Source organism: Burkholderia dolosa (assembly GCF_902499135.1).
In the GTDB taxonomy this organism is placed as follows: domain Bacteria; phylum Pseudomonadota; class Gammaproteobacteria; order Burkholderiales; family Burkholderiaceae; genus Burkholderia; species Burkholderia dolosa.
In genome coordinates this window covers 1-15,586 of the sequence record NZ_CABVPR010000007.1, presented here as the reverse complement: position 1 = coordinate 15,586, position 15,586 = coordinate 1, and the positions used below count along the sequence as shown (strand labels likewise).

General features: G+C 66.1%; 9 protein-coding genes and 1 pseudogene. 6 read left to right on the top strand and 4 right to left on the bottom strand.

All coding sequences use genetic code 11. The features are described 5' to 3' along the window. Positions 1 to 170: 170 nt before the first annotated feature. Positions 171 to 1,226, top strand: a complete 1,056-nt coding sequence (locus BUB20358_RS05210) for an alpha/beta hydrolase (RefSeq protein ID WP_035975614.1) — start codon at positions 171 to 173, stop codon at positions 1,224 to 1,226. A gap of 154 nt (positions 1,227 to 1,380) precedes the next feature. Further along, the gene (locus tag BUB20358_RS05205; protein ID WP_006767205.1) at positions 1,381 to 2,058 is read left to right on the top strand and encodes a heavy metal response regulator transcription factor; all 678 of its coding nucleotides are present in this window, start codon (positions 1,381 to 1,383) and stop codon (positions 2,056 to 2,058) included. A gap of 34 nt (positions 2,059 to 2,092) precedes the next feature. Here the strand turns inward: BUB20358_RS05205 and BUB20358_RS05200 are convergent, their stop codons facing one another. The 3 genes from BUB20358_RS05200 to BUB20358_RS05190 all read right to left on the bottom strand — a co-directional run bounded on the left by BUB20358_RS05200 (position 2,093) and on the right by BUB20358_RS05190 (position 9,774). Then, a complete protein-coding gene (locus BUB20358_RS05200; RefSeq protein WP_006767206.1) occupies positions 2,093 to 3,253 on the bottom strand; it encodes an NAD-dependent formate dehydrogenase in 1,161 nt (386 codons plus the stop codon). 176 nt (positions 3,254 to 3,429) lie between these two features. Then, complete coding sequence (locus BUB20358_RS05195) at positions 3,430 to 9,039, bottom strand: trifunctional serine/threonine-protein kinase/ATP-binding protein/sensor histidine kinase (RefSeq protein ID WP_006767207.1); 5,610 nt, start codon at positions 9,037 to 9,039, stop codon at positions 3,430 to 3,432. 78 nt (positions 9,040 to 9,117) lie between these two features. Continuing rightward, complete coding sequence (locus BUB20358_RS05190; RefSeq protein ID WP_006767208.1) at positions 9,118 to 9,774, bottom strand: response regulator transcription factor; 657 nt, start codon at positions 9,772 to 9,774, stop codon at positions 9,118 to 9,120. A 265-nt stretch (positions 9,775 to 10,039) separates the two neighbouring features. On the opposite strand from BUB20358_RS05190, the gene BUB20358_RS05185 reads away from it, so the two are divergent. From BUB20358_RS05185 to BUB20358_RS05170, 4 genes are all read left to right on the top strand, one after another. Then, on the top strand, positions 10,040 to 10,507 hold the full coding sequence (locus tag BUB20358_RS05185) for an MEKHLA domain-containing protein (protein ID WP_035975618.1): 468 nt from the start codon (positions 10,040 to 10,042) through the stop codon (positions 10,505 to 10,507). A gap of 180 nt (positions 10,508 to 10,687) precedes the next feature. Beyond that, positions 10,688 to 11,002 (top strand): DUF4148 domain-containing protein, encoded by a 315-nt coding sequence (locus BUB20358_RS05180; protein ID WP_035976153.1) that lies wholly within the window; start codon positions 10,688 to 10,690, stop codon positions 11,000 to 11,002. 621 nt (positions 11,003 to 11,623) lie between these two features. Then, entirely contained in the window at positions 11,624 to 12,283 is a 660-nt protein-coding gene (locus BUB20358_RS05175) for a response regulator (RefSeq protein WP_006767211.1), read from the top strand. 87 nt (positions 12,284 to 12,370) lie between these two features. Next, complete coding sequence (locus BUB20358_RS05170; RefSeq protein ID WP_081293525.1) at positions 12,371 to 15,355, top strand: sensor histidine kinase; 2,985 nt, start codon at positions 12,371 to 12,373, stop codon at positions 15,353 to 15,355. Between the two features lie 105 nt (positions 15,356 to 15,460). On the opposite strand, the pseudogene BUB20358_RS28225 reads toward BUB20358_RS05170, so the two are convergent. Further along, positions 15,461 to 15,586, bottom strand: a pseudogene (locus tag BUB20358_RS28225) (MFS transporter); the annotation flags it as partial.

Genomic DNA, 15,586 nt, shown 5'->3' with positions numbered 1-15,586 from the left:
GCGACCGCGTCGCCGTTCGAATAGAAAAGAACGCTTCGGTCGCGACAAGATCCCCTGCATTCGACTCGGCATGATGGCTGCGCCTGCGAGCGCATCCGCTCGCGGCACGCACGTCGCGCACGGTGCGCGACGCGTCGTCCAGTCACATCCGGAAAAGCGAAGGGGATCAAATGAAAATGGAATTCAGGAAGATGGTGGTTCTCGCGGCCGTCGCCGCCTGCGCGACGCTCGGCGTGGCGAAATCGTCGATCGCCGCTTCGCCGGCCGATCCCGCGACGGATCCGCACATCGACCCGCAGATCCGGTCGTTCCTCGTGGCGCTCGACAAGGACAGCAGCCCGTTCTGGGAGCTTCCGCAGCCGAAGCCGCAGGAGATTCTGACCCAGCTGCAGGACCAGACGCCGGTCGACATGTCCGGTATCACGACCACCGAGCGCACGATCACCGAAGACGGGCGCACGGTGAAGCTCTACATCGTGAAGCCGGCTCACGTCGAACGCAAACCGGGCGTGCTGCTGTTCATTCACGGCGGCGTGTGGATCGTCGGCAATTTCGCGAATCACCAGCGCCTGGTTCGCGACCTCGTGATCGAGTCCGGCCAGATCGGCGTGTTCGTCGAATATACGCCGCTGCCGCAGGCGAAATTCCCGACGCAGCTGGAGGAATCGTATGCGGCGCTGAAGTGGGTCGCCGCGCACGCCGGCGAGTTCGGCGCAGACGGCTCGCGCATCGCGGTGGCCGGCAACTCCGTCGGCGGCAACATGGCCGCGGCATTGACGCTGATGGCGAAAGACCGGAACGGCCCGAAGATCAGCTACCAGGCGCTGCTGATTCCGGCGACCGACGCGAGCGTCGATACCGCTTCGTACCGCGCGTACGGCACCGGCCGGTTTCTCGCGCGCGCGTTCATGAAGTACGGCTGGGATCTGTATGCGCCGGACGCGAAGACGCGCGACAACCCGTACGTGTCGCCGCTGCGCGCGAGCATCGACGAGCTGAAGGGTTTGCCTCCGGCGCTCGTGATCACCGCGGAGAACGATCCGCTGCGCGACGAGGGCGAAGCGTATGCGCGCAAGCTGAAGGAGGCGGGCGTCAGCGTCGCGGCGGTGCGCTACAACGGCACGATTCACGACTTCGTGCTGCTGAACGCGCTGCGCCACGTGCCGTCGACCGAAGCGGCGCTCGAGCAGATCAGCGCCGGTATTCGCGAGCACATCGACAACTAGTGTCTGACGCACGTCGCGCTCGCTCGACGCTGCCGGCTCCGGTTCGCTTCGCGAATCGCGAGCCGGCCGGTAGACGCGCCGAGCCCGCGCCGCGCGCGAACCTCGTGCGCGATCGCGTGAATCTCTACATCGATCGCACGCTTCGGAGCCGGTCATGCGCATCCTGATAGTCGAAGACGAACCGAAGACCGGCGCGTATCTGAAGAAGGGCTTCGAGGAATCGGGCTTCTGCGTCGATCTCGCGAAGGACGGCGCGCAAGGGCTGCTGCTCGCGCAGGAGGAGTCGTACGACGTGATCGTGCTCGATGTGACGCTGCCCGTGCTCGACGGCTGGAGCGTGCTGAAGCGGCTGCGCGACACGCATACGACGCCGGTGATGTTCCTGACTGCGCGCGGCGACGTGCACGATCGCGTGCATGGGCTCGAACTCGGCGCCGACGACTATCTCGTCAAGCCGTTCGCGTTCGTCGAACTGCTCGCGCGCGTGCGCACGCTCGCGCGTCGCGGGCCGCCGCGCGAGACCGAACGGCTCGCGGTCGGCGACCTCGAAATCGACGTCGTGCGCCGTCGCGTGAAACGCGGTTCGGTGCGCATCGATCTGACGCCACGCGAATTCTCGCTGCTGCAGCTGCTCGCGCGCCGGCACGGCGAAGTGCTGAGCCGCACGCAAATCGCGTCGTACGTATGGGACATGAATTTCGACAGCGACACCAACGTCGTCGAAGTCGCGATCCGGCGCCTGCGCGCGAAGGTCGACGACGCGTTTCCGCTGAAGCTGATCCACACGGTGCGCGGCGTCGGCTACGTGCTGGAAACGAAAGACCGCGCATGACGCGCGGCCTTTCGCCGGCCGTGAAGCGCAGGCGCTACGTCAGGCTGTACGACGCGGCGCCGGCTCCGGCGAGCTTGCCGCCATCGACGATCAAGTATTCCGGACGAATCGGCCGGCCTTCGAGGAAGCACTGCAGGATCTCGAGCGTGCCGGCCGCGTAGCGCGCCTGCGCGGACAGCGACGTGCCCGAGATATGCGGCGTCATGCCTCCGTTCGGCATCCGGCGCCACGGATGATCGGCCGGCGCGGGCTGAGGAAACCACACGTCGCCGCCGTAGCCGGCGAGACGGCCCGACTCGAGCGCGCGTACGACCGCGTCCGTATCGCACAGCTTGCCGCGCGCGGTGTTGATCAGGTAGGCGCCCGGCTTCACGTGGCTGAACATCGCGTCGTCGAACAGATGCTCGGTGGACGGATAAAGCGGACATTGCAGATTGATCACGTCGCAGACGCGTACCAGCGATTCGGCGCTCGCATGGTAGGTCAGGCCCAGCTCGCGTTCGAGATCGGCCGATAGACGATGGCGGCTGTGGTAGTGCAGATGTACGTCGAACGGCTTCAGCCTGCGCAGCACCGCGAGGCCGATGCGGCCCGCGCCGATCGTACCGAAGTGCATGCCTTCGAGATCGTAGCTGCGGCTCACGCAATCGGCGATATTCCAGCCGCCGTCGACCGCGAAGCGATGGGCCGGCAGGAAATTCCGGACCAGCGCGAGCACGGTCATGACCACGTGCTCCGCCACGCTGATGCTGTTCGAGAACGTTTCCTCCGCAACGACGATGCCGCGCTCGGTCGCCGCTTGTAGATCGACGTGGTCCGATCCGATTCCGGCGGTCAGCGCGAGCTTCAGCTTCGTTGCTTTCGCGATTCGTTCGCGCGTCAGATACGCAGGCCAGAACGGCTGCGAAATCACGACGTCGGCGTCCGGAAGGTGCTGTTCGAACACGGAGTCCGGGCCGTCCTTGTCGCCCGTTACGACCAGTTCGTGACCGTGCGCTTCCAGATACGGCCGCAGCCCCAGCTCGCCCGACACGCAGCCGACGAGCTCGCCGGGCTTGAAACCAAGCGGCCCTTGCGGCGAAGGCAGCCGCTGGCCGCCCGGATAGGCGCCGATCGCCGGTATGTCGTCGCGCACGTAGTGCGGCGGATAGCCGGTGGACGGATCGGGGTACAGAACGCAAAGCACTTTCGCCATTCGTCTTCTCCTGTTCGCGAGTTCAATCGTCTGCGGGATGGGTGCTCGTCGCAGATTAGGAGAGGTGTCCGGCGTGTCGTTCTATCGAGGCACGGATTTTTCGGAATCGCATGCAACCGCATCGCGATGCCGGCAAGCGCTCGCACGTGGCGATGGACGAAACGCGTACGGTGCCGTCACGCGCCGGCCGACGGCAGCGTGACCTGGAACGTCGTGCCGGACGGTTCGTGAACCGTCGCGCGCAGCTGGCCGCCGTGCGCATGCACGACCGAATGGGCGATCGCGAGGCCGATGCCCATTCCCGTGTCCTTCGTCGTGAAGAACGGTTCGAAAAGCCGCTCCATATGCGCGGCCGGCACGCCGGGCCCCGAATCCGTCACGTTGATTTCCACGACGCGGCCGTCGGCGTTCGACGTGGAAATCGACAGGCTGCGGCGCCCTTCGTTGACCGCGTGCATCGCCTCGATCGCATTGACGATCAGGTTGACGATGACCTGCTGAAGCTGCACGCGATCGCCGAGCACGCGCGGCGACGGCGTCGCGAGCACCGTGTCGATACAGACGCCGTTCTTTTCCGCATCGCGCCGCGTGACGAACAGGATGTCGAGAATCGCGGCATTGACGTCCACGACCTCTTGCCGCACCGGCGATTTACGAACGAAGTTGCGGATCCGGTCGATGATGTCGCCCGCTCGCAGCGCGTCGCGGACGATCAGCTCGAGCGCGCGCGACGCGCGGTCGACGTTGGCCGGCTGCGCGGACAGCCATCGCAGCGCGGCGTCGGCGTTCGCCGCCATCGCGGCGATCGGCTGCTTGACCTCGTGACCGATCGTGGCGGTCAGCTGGCCGACCGCGGAAACGCGATTCGCGTGCGTGAGCTCCTGCTGCACTTCGCGGAAACGGCTCTCGCTTTCCCGCGCGCGCGCCTCCGCGCGCTTGCTTTCGCTCAAGTCCAGCACGAATGCGACGCCGTCCTGACCGCCGGGCGTGAACATCGCCGCACCGACGAGCACCGGCGCGCGGCTGCCGTCCTTGCGGAAGTACTCCTTTTCGATCGGCGGCAGCACGCCGGTCGAGCGCAGCAGCGGCTCGTGGATCTGAAAATCGGCGTCGATCCATTCCGGCGGCGTCAGCGCTTTCCAGTTCAGCTGCCCGCGTTCGAGTTCGTCGCGGCCGTAGCCGATCAGATCGAGCAATGCGGCATTCGCTTCGACGATCGTGCCGTCGGGCGCGTAGATAAAGATGCCGATGATGTTCGCATCGACGAGCCGGCGAATCCGCGCTTCGCGGTCGGACAGTTCGCGATACAGGCGCGCGTTTTCGAGCGTGATCGCGACCTGCGACGCGAGCACGCGCAGCGCGGCGAGCCGCGCCGGCGCGAACACGCCGGCCGCGAGCCGGCTCTCCAGATACAGCGTGCCGGTGAGCGCGTCGCGGCGCACCAGCGGAATGCACAAAATCGAGCGCACGCCATGTGCGACCGTATACGGGTCGGCCGCGCACAGCGGATCGTTCAGAGCGTCGGGGCTCGATACGACCTCGCGCGTGCGCAGCACGTAGTTGATCGCCGTCATCGGCAGGCGGCGGGCATCGAGCGGCGAGCTTTCCTGTTCGACGGTCACCGCGCGGTCGCGAACCGTGGCTTCCGCGTGGATGCTCGCGTGGCCGTCGGACGTCAGGATCAGCAGGCCGCGATCGGCGCCGGAGTGCGTGAGCGCGGCCTTCATGAACGTGTCGATCGCGTCTTCCAGCACGAGTTCGGACGATACGCGCTGCGACACGTCGATCAGCATCGCGTAATCGACTTCGCCGGCCGTCGATCGTATCGTGTCGCGTCGATCGCCGCCGTGCACGTCGTCGCCCGGACGAGCGCCGAGCTCGTCGAGCTGCTGCACCTTGCCGAGCGCGCCCCAGCGCACGTAGCCGTAGCGCGCGTTGCGCAGATACGCGTCCGCGACGATCGCGAAGCCGCGCGCGCGGTAAAAACGCGCGGCCAGTTCGCTCGCGATCGCCTCCTGATGCGGAAAGTCGTTCGCGCGCGCGGAAGCGATTGCGCGTTCGTACAGATGCTCGGCATCGAGCGTGCGCGATTCGATGCGCGCGAGCTCGGCGCCGATCAGCGCGGCGCGATCGGCGAAGTTTTCGGGGAACCGGCTTGCGAGCACGTCGATGCGCGCGCGATGACCGGCCGCGCGCTCGAGCAGGCCGGCACGCGCGTCGGGCGCCGCACGATCGATCGCGGCGGTCAGCGTGAGCGCCGCATAGAAGTGGAACTCCGCTTCTTCCAGAAACATCGACGAAGTCCACATCAGCGGTTCGGCTCGATGCAGCGCGTCGAGTGCCGACGCGTAGTCGCCGCACAGGTAGCGCGCCTGCATTTTCCGCGTCCAGTACCAGCATGCGGCGATCGCGAGGCTGCGGCTGCTCGCCAGCCGCGCTTCGACCGCGCGTTCGTCGAATTGCGCGTCGTCGAACGAGCCGAATCGCCGCGTTTGCCCGCGCAGCGTGCGAACGAGTGCGCGCTGGGTCGAGATGATGTCGACGACGAGGCCGTGTTGTGCGTTGCGCGCGAACGCGAGCCCGCGTTCGGCTTCGTCGTGCACGGATGCGAGCGGGTCGCCGGCAAACAGGAAATTCGTGTTCAGGCAGTTCAGCGAATACGACGCGTACAGCAGATCGCCCGCTTTGTCGGCGGCTGCGAACGCACGTCTGAGCACCGGCTCGGACAGCCGCACGTGCATCGTCCAGCGCATCGTGAAGATCGCGAACACCATGCACGTGCTCGCGTGGAAGCGGTGCGCTGCATTCAGCTCGGCGATGCGATAGCCGGCCTCGCCGAACCGGATGCCGATTTCGAAATCGCCGAAGCGCGGCCCGGCAATCCGGCTCAACGTGCCGTACGCGACACAGGACGCCTCGCAATTTCCGCTCGCGATGCTGATGTTGATCGCCTTGCACGTGATCAGCGAATTCAGGTTGAAATCGGTGAAGCACGCGGCGGACAGAAGACGCGTCAGGACTTCTAGCGTGGTCAGCGTTACCGGGTCGGTCATCGACGGCAGCCCGGCGATGTCGTCGATCGTCAGGCGGGCCGCGCGCCGGCGAAGTTCGACGTATTCGTCGCGGACTTCGTCGTCGGACGGGCGGGCCGGCACGTCGATCCCGACGCAGCGCAGATAGTCGAGCGCGACCGAGATCGCGTCGTCGCTTCGATCGAGCGCCGTATAGACCTCCATGCGACGCACGGTCACGCGGCCCAGCGCGATCGGATCGCGCGTGTCGACGCGCAGCGCGGCAAGACGACGCTCCGCTGCAGCGAGCTCCCCGGTCAGGAACTCGCATTCGGCCAGTTCGAGTTCGAACCGGAAGCGGGCGTCGTCCGATCGCGCGTCATGGCCGGGCGGCAGCAATGCCGCTCCCGCACCGAGGTAGCGCAACGCGGCATCGTATGCAGCCGACAGCTTCGAGCGGATGCCGGCCCGCAGGTTGAGCATCGCGACGGCGTGCCGTTCGTGCGCCGCGACCACGTAATCCGCGGCCCGATTGAACTGACCGACGACGTCGAACAGCAGCGCATCGTCGTCGCCGTCCGACAGTTGCGGCAACAACGAGCGGCCGATCTGCAAATGGGTGTCCGCGCGTGCGTCGTCCGGAATCAGCGCGTAGGCGGCTTCCTGAATCCGGTCGTGTGCGAACCGGTACGTGTCGCCTGTGCGTTCGACGAGCTGCTGCCGGAGCGCGAACCGAAGCGTCGCGTGCAGCGCATCTTCGGTGCTGCCGCAGACGATCGCAAGCTCGCGCGCGGCGGCGCGGTAGCCGACGCACGCGAGCTTGCAAAGCGCGTCCTTGCATGCATCCGGCACGCGCGCGAGTCGCGTTGCGGTGAGGTCCGCAACGTTGTCGGTGTACCGCGCGCCTCTGACCGCCTGCACGTCCCATGACCAGCGCGCTGCGGCCCGGTCGATCTCGAGCAAGTTTTCTTCGGCGAGCGCGTGCAGAAACTGCACGACGAAGAACGGGTTGCCGGCGGTCTTCGAATGCACGATGCGCGCGAGCGGCTCCACGAGCCGGCTGTCGGACCGCAGGACGTCGCCGACCAACGCGTTCACCTGAGGTGCGGTCAGCGGCGTCAGCCGGATGTCGTCGACGGCGATGCCGGCCGACTTCATCCGTGCAATCGTCGGCGGCAGCGGATGCCCGGCGCCGACTTCGTTGTCGCGGTAGGCGCCGATCAGCAGCATCCGCGGCATGGCCGACGCGCCGGTCATGCGTTCCATCAGGTCGAGCGTGGCCGCGTCGGCCCACTGCAGATCGTCGATGAACAGCACGAGCGGCGGCTTGAGCTGCGTCAACGCGTCGATGAACCGGCGCAATACCCGCTGAAAACGCGTGTGCGCGTGCTGCAGCGGCAGGTCGGGCACGCGCGGCTGCTCGCCGATCAGCGCGGCGAGCGACGGCACGAAATCGGTGATCAGTTTCCCGTTCGGCCCGAGCGCGTCGCGGATCGCATCGCGCCAGCGGCACAGTTCGTGTTCGGGCTCGGTCAGCAGCGAGCGGATCGCGCTCGTCAGCGCGACGGCCAGCGCTGCATAAGGCGTCTGCGTGTTCTGCCGGTCGCACTTGCCGACGGCGAACGTGCATCGCGACGGCCCGACTGCCGTTTGCAGCTCGCGGACCAACGAAGATTTGCCAATGCCGGCATAGCCGGAAATCAGCACGAAGCCGGCCGGCGCGCCGTCGGCGGCGTTCTCGAACGCGCGCGTCAAGCGTGCCAGCTCACGCTCGCGACCGTAGAGCCGGACCGGTCCCGACAGTCGATCGGGCAGATCCGCGTCGCCGAGATCGAACGGACGTATCGTCGCGTGCGCGGACCACTCGGCCAGGCAGTGCCGCAGATCGTTCTCGAGTCCGGCCGCGCTCTGGTAGCGTCTCGCCGGCTCCTTCTCGAGCAGTTTCATCACGATCGCGGACAGCGCGGGATCGACCTGCTCCGCACGCCGATCGGGTGCGACGGGCTTGCGTGCGGTGTGGCAGTGAATCCACTCGGCCGCGCTCGTCGCGTCGAACGGCAGCGTGCCCGTCAGCATCCGGTAGAACACCACGCCGATGCCGTACAGGTCGCTGCGCGCATCGACCGCGCAATTCAGCCGGCCTGTCTGCTCCGGCGCCATGTATGCCATCGTGCCGGCGATGACGTCGGGCGGGCTCGCTGCTTCATCGCCGCGCGGCGCGTCGGATGCGATCCCGAAGCCGGTGATTCTGACGCGAGCATCGGCTTCGTCGACGTACAGGTGAGCGGGTTTCAGATCGCGATGCACGATATCGCACGCGTGCATTCGGCGAACCGCGGCGGCAATCGCGATCGCCAGATTCAGGAAGCGCGCGGTCGGCAGCCGCTCGGTCAGCAGATGTTCGAGCGGAATGCCGCCGGCGTCTTCCAGAACGAGCGCGACGCTGTCGCCGCGCCTTTGCAGATCGAGCGGCCGCATCGCCCATGCGCGGTCGAGCTTGTCGCGCATCCGGTATTCGTTCAGCAGCCGCTCGAACGCAGCGATGTCGGACGCGCCGCGTCTCGACTGCGCGACCAGCACCGCGATGCGATGGCCATGCCGGTCCGTCGACAAAGCGTGTGAGCGCAGCAGGTCGCCGTCGTCGTAGACGGCAGGGGAGGCGACGCGCGGTGCGAGCGGGGCGGTGTCGGGCAGCGAAGACATGGGCGGCAGCCGGGTTTGCTCCGAACGGTCGGCGCGGTCGGGAAAGCGCCGCAGATTCGGTGCGTCGTTCATGGCCGGCGGAGTTTTCCGTCGGATTGCGATGCCGTCGGACCGCCGTCGCGTCCGATGCAAGAGCGCGGCGACGCGCGCTCACGCATGTTCGATCAGACGGTTGTCGCGATCGACGAGGCCCAGCGCTTCGGCCTTCAGCACGAAATCGGCGAGCGACGGCGATTTCATCTTCTTCATTGCCTGGCCGCGATGCAGCTTCACCGTGATTTCGCTCAGGTTCAGCTCGGTCGCGATCTGCTTGTTCAGCAGGCCGTTGGCCACCATCGTCATGATCGTGCGCTCGCGCGGCGTCAGGGATTCATAGCAGGTGCGCAGTATCGCCGCGGATCGCTCGACTGCGCGGCGCCTGCGATCGCGTTCGAGCGCGCTCGTGACGGCGTCGATCATGTCCTGGCCGCGAAACGGCTTCGGAAGAAAATCCGCGGCGCCGGCCTTCATCGCCTGAACCGACATCGGAATGTCGCCGTGCGCGGTCATCAGGATCACCGGAATGCGCAGCTCGCGCATGATCTGCTCCTGCACCGCGAGGCCGCTTTGCCCTTTGAGCCGAACGTCCAGCACGACGCAGCTCGGCGCGTCCGGCAAATCGAGCGCGAGAAACGCGTGCGCGGTCGCAAACGACCTGACCTGCAAGCCGACGGAGTCGAGCAGCGTTTCGACGGCTTCGCGCATCGCGCTGTCGTCGTCGATCACGAAGACGACCGGGTCGGTCGTATCGGCGGTCATACCAGTCATATCGCCTCCGCGCTTGAAATTCCGACGGGCATCGTATCGACCCGATGTTTCTGTTTAACGACCCGGTACGGATAGCCCCGCATTTTAGAGCCAAACGCGGGCCGGCACGATGCCGTCAAAAAGGCCGCGCATGGCGCCGCGCGCGGGTGTTCGGCTGGCTCGCGCCGCGGCTTCGACGACAGCGCGCGACGACCTCTCTATAATCTCCGCTCGCGAACGATCGATCGTTCGTTCGCACGTCCAGCCGATTGCAGGAGCCTTACCGATGTCGTTGAGCACCGATGCCGACTTCTTTCTCCTCCTTGCCAACAGCTACCGCCGGCTTCTCGGCCGACCGCTCGCGCCCGACGGCATGAGCGCATCCGACGGTGCTGCGTGGCTGTACGAAGCGGCGCCGTTCGGCGTGCTGGCGCACGACACGTCGGCCGACCCCGTGTTCGTGTACGGCAACAAGCGCGCGCAGGCGATTTTCGGCTACGACTGGGACGAGCTGACGGCATTGCCGTCGCGTCTTTCGGCCGAACCGATGGAGCGTCGCGAGCGCCAGCTGTTCCTCGACCAGGTCGCGCGCGACGGGTTCGTGTCCGGATATCGCGGCGTGCGCGTGACCAAGTCCGGCACGCGCTTCTGGATCGAGCATGCGACCGTATGGCAGCTGACCGATCGGGACGGGCATTACCGCGGGCAGGCCGCGATGATTCCCGAAGTACGCCCGATCGACGCGTCTGCATGATCCGACTGCGGCCCGCGCCGTCACACGGGCGCGCTGCATGACAAAACCGTAATCGAACGCTCACCTTCCGGACAGTGCCGGACACCCAGAATACGTACCAACTCTTCATCGCATCGAATGGAGAGCGAAGGTCCGGCTCGTTCTGCGGACACGGTCACGTCATTTCGAAAGGTGAACATCATGAAGAACTGGATTCGTGCGGTACTGCTCTGCTGTGCATTTGGCGCTCCGGTCGCCGCGTTCGCGCAAACCGTCGACGGCTCGCTCACGCGTGCCGACGTGCGCGCCGATCTCGTGCGCGTCGAGAAAGCCGGCTATCGGCCGGTCGCCAGCGACCCGTACTATCCCGACGACGTCCAGGCAGCGGAAGCCAAGGTCGCCGCACGGGAATCGGTGGCAGCTCAGCCGGACGCGGACGCCCGGACGTCCGGCCACGTCGCAGCCGCAACGTCACTCGCGTCGAACGACACCGAGCGGCTGTTCGAGCACCACTGAGCATTGCCGTCCACGGGCAATGAAGATGGAAGTCGTCCTGCGCGGCGCCGGGTGATCCGTCAAGGACCGGCGTCGCCGCTTGTCGCGCTCGTCGCCGTGCCCGACGGTATTCGGAAGCGCGCGCTTGCATTGCGCGACACGAATGCGGCAGTGCGGCTGCCGTCTCGATGACAGGGCTGCGTGAAGCGGACACCGGCATTCGAACGTCGAACCGGTGAGCGATCGTGTCCGTGGTCGACACGTCCGCACAGTACCGGACCCGAATGATCACGATCGACGGACTGGCTCGGCGCCCACGCGTTCAGGATGCCGTTGCACGCGTCAGCATCGTGACTGTCGTCGACGGCGCCAAATGACTGCGATATTGCGCGGCACGTCTTTACCGCGATTTTCAGTTTCAACGCTGGATAAGCACAATCCGTGTCCCCGTTTTTTTGAAGATAATATGCGGTGCGATGGCATTTTTTATATGTCGAGAAGATTCCGTCAATTAGCGGTAATTCCGACCGTTGCAGTCGTTTGATTCATGGAAATCGATATTACTGAGATATAATTCCGGCCGGTTCTTCGGATAAGAAGACACATAACGTAACCGCGCCACGGCTTTGAGCAGGAGGTCCGATGAGCGAATTCCTGGTGAGGGTGATCGTGGCGGACGATCATCCGGTGACGGGCCATGGTATTTCAGAAACGTTGAGTCGTGTGGCGACGATCGAGGTGGTCGCGATGGTGGCCGATACCTCGATGCTGATCGAGAAACTCGATACGTCGCCGTGCGACGTGCTCGTGCTCGATTATGTGATGCCGACCGGGCAATATGGCGACGGACTGACGCTGCTCGCATTCTTGCATCGGCGCTACCCGAAATTGCGCTACGTGACGGTGACGATGCTCAATTCGCCGACGGTTTTTCGCGCGTTGCAAAAACTCGGCGTCCAGTGCATCTGCAGCAAGTCCGATGCGTTGTCGCATTTGGTAGTGGCCGTGCATGCCGCCTATTCGGACGGACAGTATCTGTCTCCGTCCATTGCCTCCGTCCTGCGGAAAATCGATGGCGTCGACGTCATGTTGTCGGATCGCGAATCGGAAATCGTCCGCTTGTTCCGCGAAGGGTACAAGGTGTCGGAAATCGCCGAAAAACTGCATCGCAGCAAGAAGACGATCAGCGCGCAGAAACTGTCGGCCATGAGGAAGCTCGGCATTACCCGCGACGCGGACCTCATTCGCGACGACGCAGTGCTCGGCGTGCCGGGGCCGGACGATGCATCGCCCGGTGCCTGAGCGCCGGATATGCAATTGTTCGTGAGAGGACCGGCAAGACGGCTGCGGCTCCGACTGTCGCGACGGCGCGAGTTCGACCCGCAGTGGATGCGCGCATATCAGCGCGCGCTCGTGTATGTCGGCGGCATCGTGCTCGGCGTGTTCATGGTGTTGTGCGGCGCGGCGGTCGCGTGGCTCGAGATTGCCGACTACCAGGCTGCGATGCGTGCGCATTTTCTGAGCAGCAGGGCGCTCGTTCTGGTCGGGATGGCGGAGAACAGCGTGCTGCTGCGACGCCTGGTGTCGGCGTCCGATACGGCATGGGATCCGGACGGGCGTGCATCGAAGCCGGTCGAGGATGCGTTCCTCGCGCAGCAAGGTTATCTGCGCTACGAAGAACCGGGCACCCATCATACGTACGCGGCGACAGCGGTCGTCGATGCCGATCATCCCGTGACCGATTACCGACCGCTGCTTGCGCTGAGCGAGCGGCTGCTGGCATCCGCGATGTGGCGCGATCGCGCGCAGCTGGCACCGAGCCAGGTCTATGTGATCGGTGCGAGCGGTCGATATATGGCGGTCTCGCTGTACGCGATGTCGGGCATCGGACCGCCGCTCGAGCGCTATCGAAATCTGCTGACCGCGCTGCCGCACGAATGGCCGGACGTGATGGCGCTCGTGCGGGACGCCGACGCGAATCCCGCTGCCGCGCCCGCCGACATCGTATGGTTGCCGCCGCGCTTCGATCCGGTTTCCGGCCAGCTGGTGCTGCGTCTTGCGCACTGGACGTTCGATCAACGGCAACGGCCGGTCGCATTGATCGTGCAGACGATGCGGCCGTCGCGTTTCCTGAACGGCATCCTCGACGCGGACAACGGCGAATTCGCGGTAGTCGATCATGAGCAGCGCGTGCTGCTGACACCGAGCGGCAATCGCAGCGACGACGTGATGAGCGCGGTGCGCGCGCCGGGCGAGCCGGGCGCGCGTCACGCGACAGCCGTCACGCAGCAGTTCCACGACGGCCGGTACGTCGTTCGCGGCCCGCTTCCGCATACACAGTGGGACGTACTGTTCGTCTATACGCGCGGCATGTTGCTGCGCGCGATGGCGCCGCGGCTGATCGGCATCGCTGCCGGCACGTTGTTCGGCGTCGCGTTGCTGGTCGGCGCGATCGTGCTCGTCACGCGGCGGGTGCTCGATCCGTCCTATCTGCGCGCGACGCGTCTGGTCGACAGCGAGCGCTTGAACCGCACGTTGATTCGTACCGCGCCGGTCGGTCTTGCGCTGATCGCCGAATCGACCGGCGCGGTGTTGCTGCGAAACGAGATCATGGTTCGTCATGACGGCGGTGCCGAGCACGCGTTGTCGCGCCGGATCTGGCAATCGCTCGCCGGCGCGCCCGATGCGAATCCAACGCTACGCAAGCGGCTGATCGGCAGCCGTGAGATCACGCTGCCGGCCGGCGGCGAGCGTACGACCGATACGCATCTGCTCGTCAATCTCGTCCGCGTCAAATATGGCGGCGAGAGTGCGCTGCTTTGCACGGTCGTCGACATCACCGCGCGCAAGCTGACCGAGCAGTCGCTCGACGCAGCGCGTCGCGCAGCCGACCAGGCGAACCGCGCGAAGTCGGTGTTCCTGGCGACGATGAGTCACGAGATTCGCACGCCGCTGAACGCGGTGATCGGCAACCTCGAATTGATGAAGCGCGGTCCGCTTGCCGACGCGCAGCGCCGGCGCTTGCATGCGGCCGATACGTCGTCTACCGCGCTGTTGCATATCCTCAACGACGTGCTCGACCTGTCGAAGGTCGAAGCAGGGCAGTTGCGCATCGATGCGGTGCCGTTCGACTGCGCGGCGCTGCTGGACGACGTGACGGAATCGTTTCGACCGCTTGCCGAGCGCAAGGGCTTGAGCGTCATCTGCGACGTTGCGCTGGAGCCGTCTCCATACCGCATCGGCGATCCGATCCGGATTCGGCAGATCGTGTCGAACCTGCTGAGCAACGCGATCAAGTTCACCGACGCCGGTCATGTCCGCGTGGCCGCGCATGCGGCGTCGGACGCCGCGCACGGTACCGGTCGGACGGCCGGCGGCGCGCCCGTCGTGGAGATCGTCGTCGCGGATACCGGCATCGGCATTCCCGAAGCCGCGCAAGCGGCGATCTTCGGACTGTATCGGCAGGCGGACGATTCGATTCATCGGCGATACGGCGGCACCGGGCTCGGCCTCGCGCTTTGCCGACGCCTGCTCGACGCAATGAGCGGAGACATCGCCGTGTCGAGCGCGCCCGGTGCAGGCAGCACGTTCCGCGTGCGGATTCCGCTGCCGGTGTGCGACGACGAGCGCGGCGACGCGTCAGCCGAAGTGTCGGATGTATCGCATGTCGCGATCGCCGGTACGGGGCTCAGCGTGCTGGTCGTCGAAGATCATCCGGCGAGCCGGCTGCTGTTGGCCGACCAGCTTCGCGAGCTGGACGTCGACGCGACGCTCGTCGAATGCGGTGCCGACGCGCTGGCCGCAGTCGAGCGAGCGCGCTTCGACATCGTACTGACCGACCTCGGGCTGCCCGACATGGACGGCTGGTCGCTGGCGAGCGAACTGCGCGCGCGCGATCCGGCGCTCCGTCTGATTGCGATGACCGCGCATGTCGGCTCGGACGACGAGCGTCGCTGTGCCGACGCCGGCATCCATGCGCTGCTGCGAAAACCGCTGACGCTGCGCAAGCTGTCGCATGCGTTGGGTCGCGCGGCCGACACGCAGGCGGGCGGCCACCGACCGTCGAGCGGGCTGCCGCAGACGGTTCTGTTCGCGATGCGGCAGGTCACCCACGCGTCGATTGCGTCGATCGACCGCGCGGTGACGACCGGGGACGGCGATACCGTTCAACGTGAGCTGCATTCGATGAGCGGCGGTTTCGTCGCGGTGGGCCAGCACGTGCTCGGCGAGCTCTGTTCCGGATTGCAGCAGGTCGTGCACGACGAGGGGCTGCAGGGCTTTTCAGTACTTTGGCCGTCGTTGCGCGACGAGATAACGAATGCGATCGCGGCGATCTGCAAAGTCGATGTGCGTGCGCGCGATGTGAGCGTCTAGGCGCCGGTGCCGCCGGCGCAATGTGCGGGTCGTGCCGCATTCGGCCGGCGCCGCACCGGCACGGGCGCGAACCGATGCGCGTCGGCGATCCGCGCGCTTCGGCGCTTACCGTGCGTGTTCAGCGCGAATCAACCGGCGCGCGGCCAGCAGCGCCAGCACCAGCAGCACCGCGACATACGCGGCGACGCCTTCCCATGCACCGCGTTGCCAGAACGTGCCGCCGACCGAGCC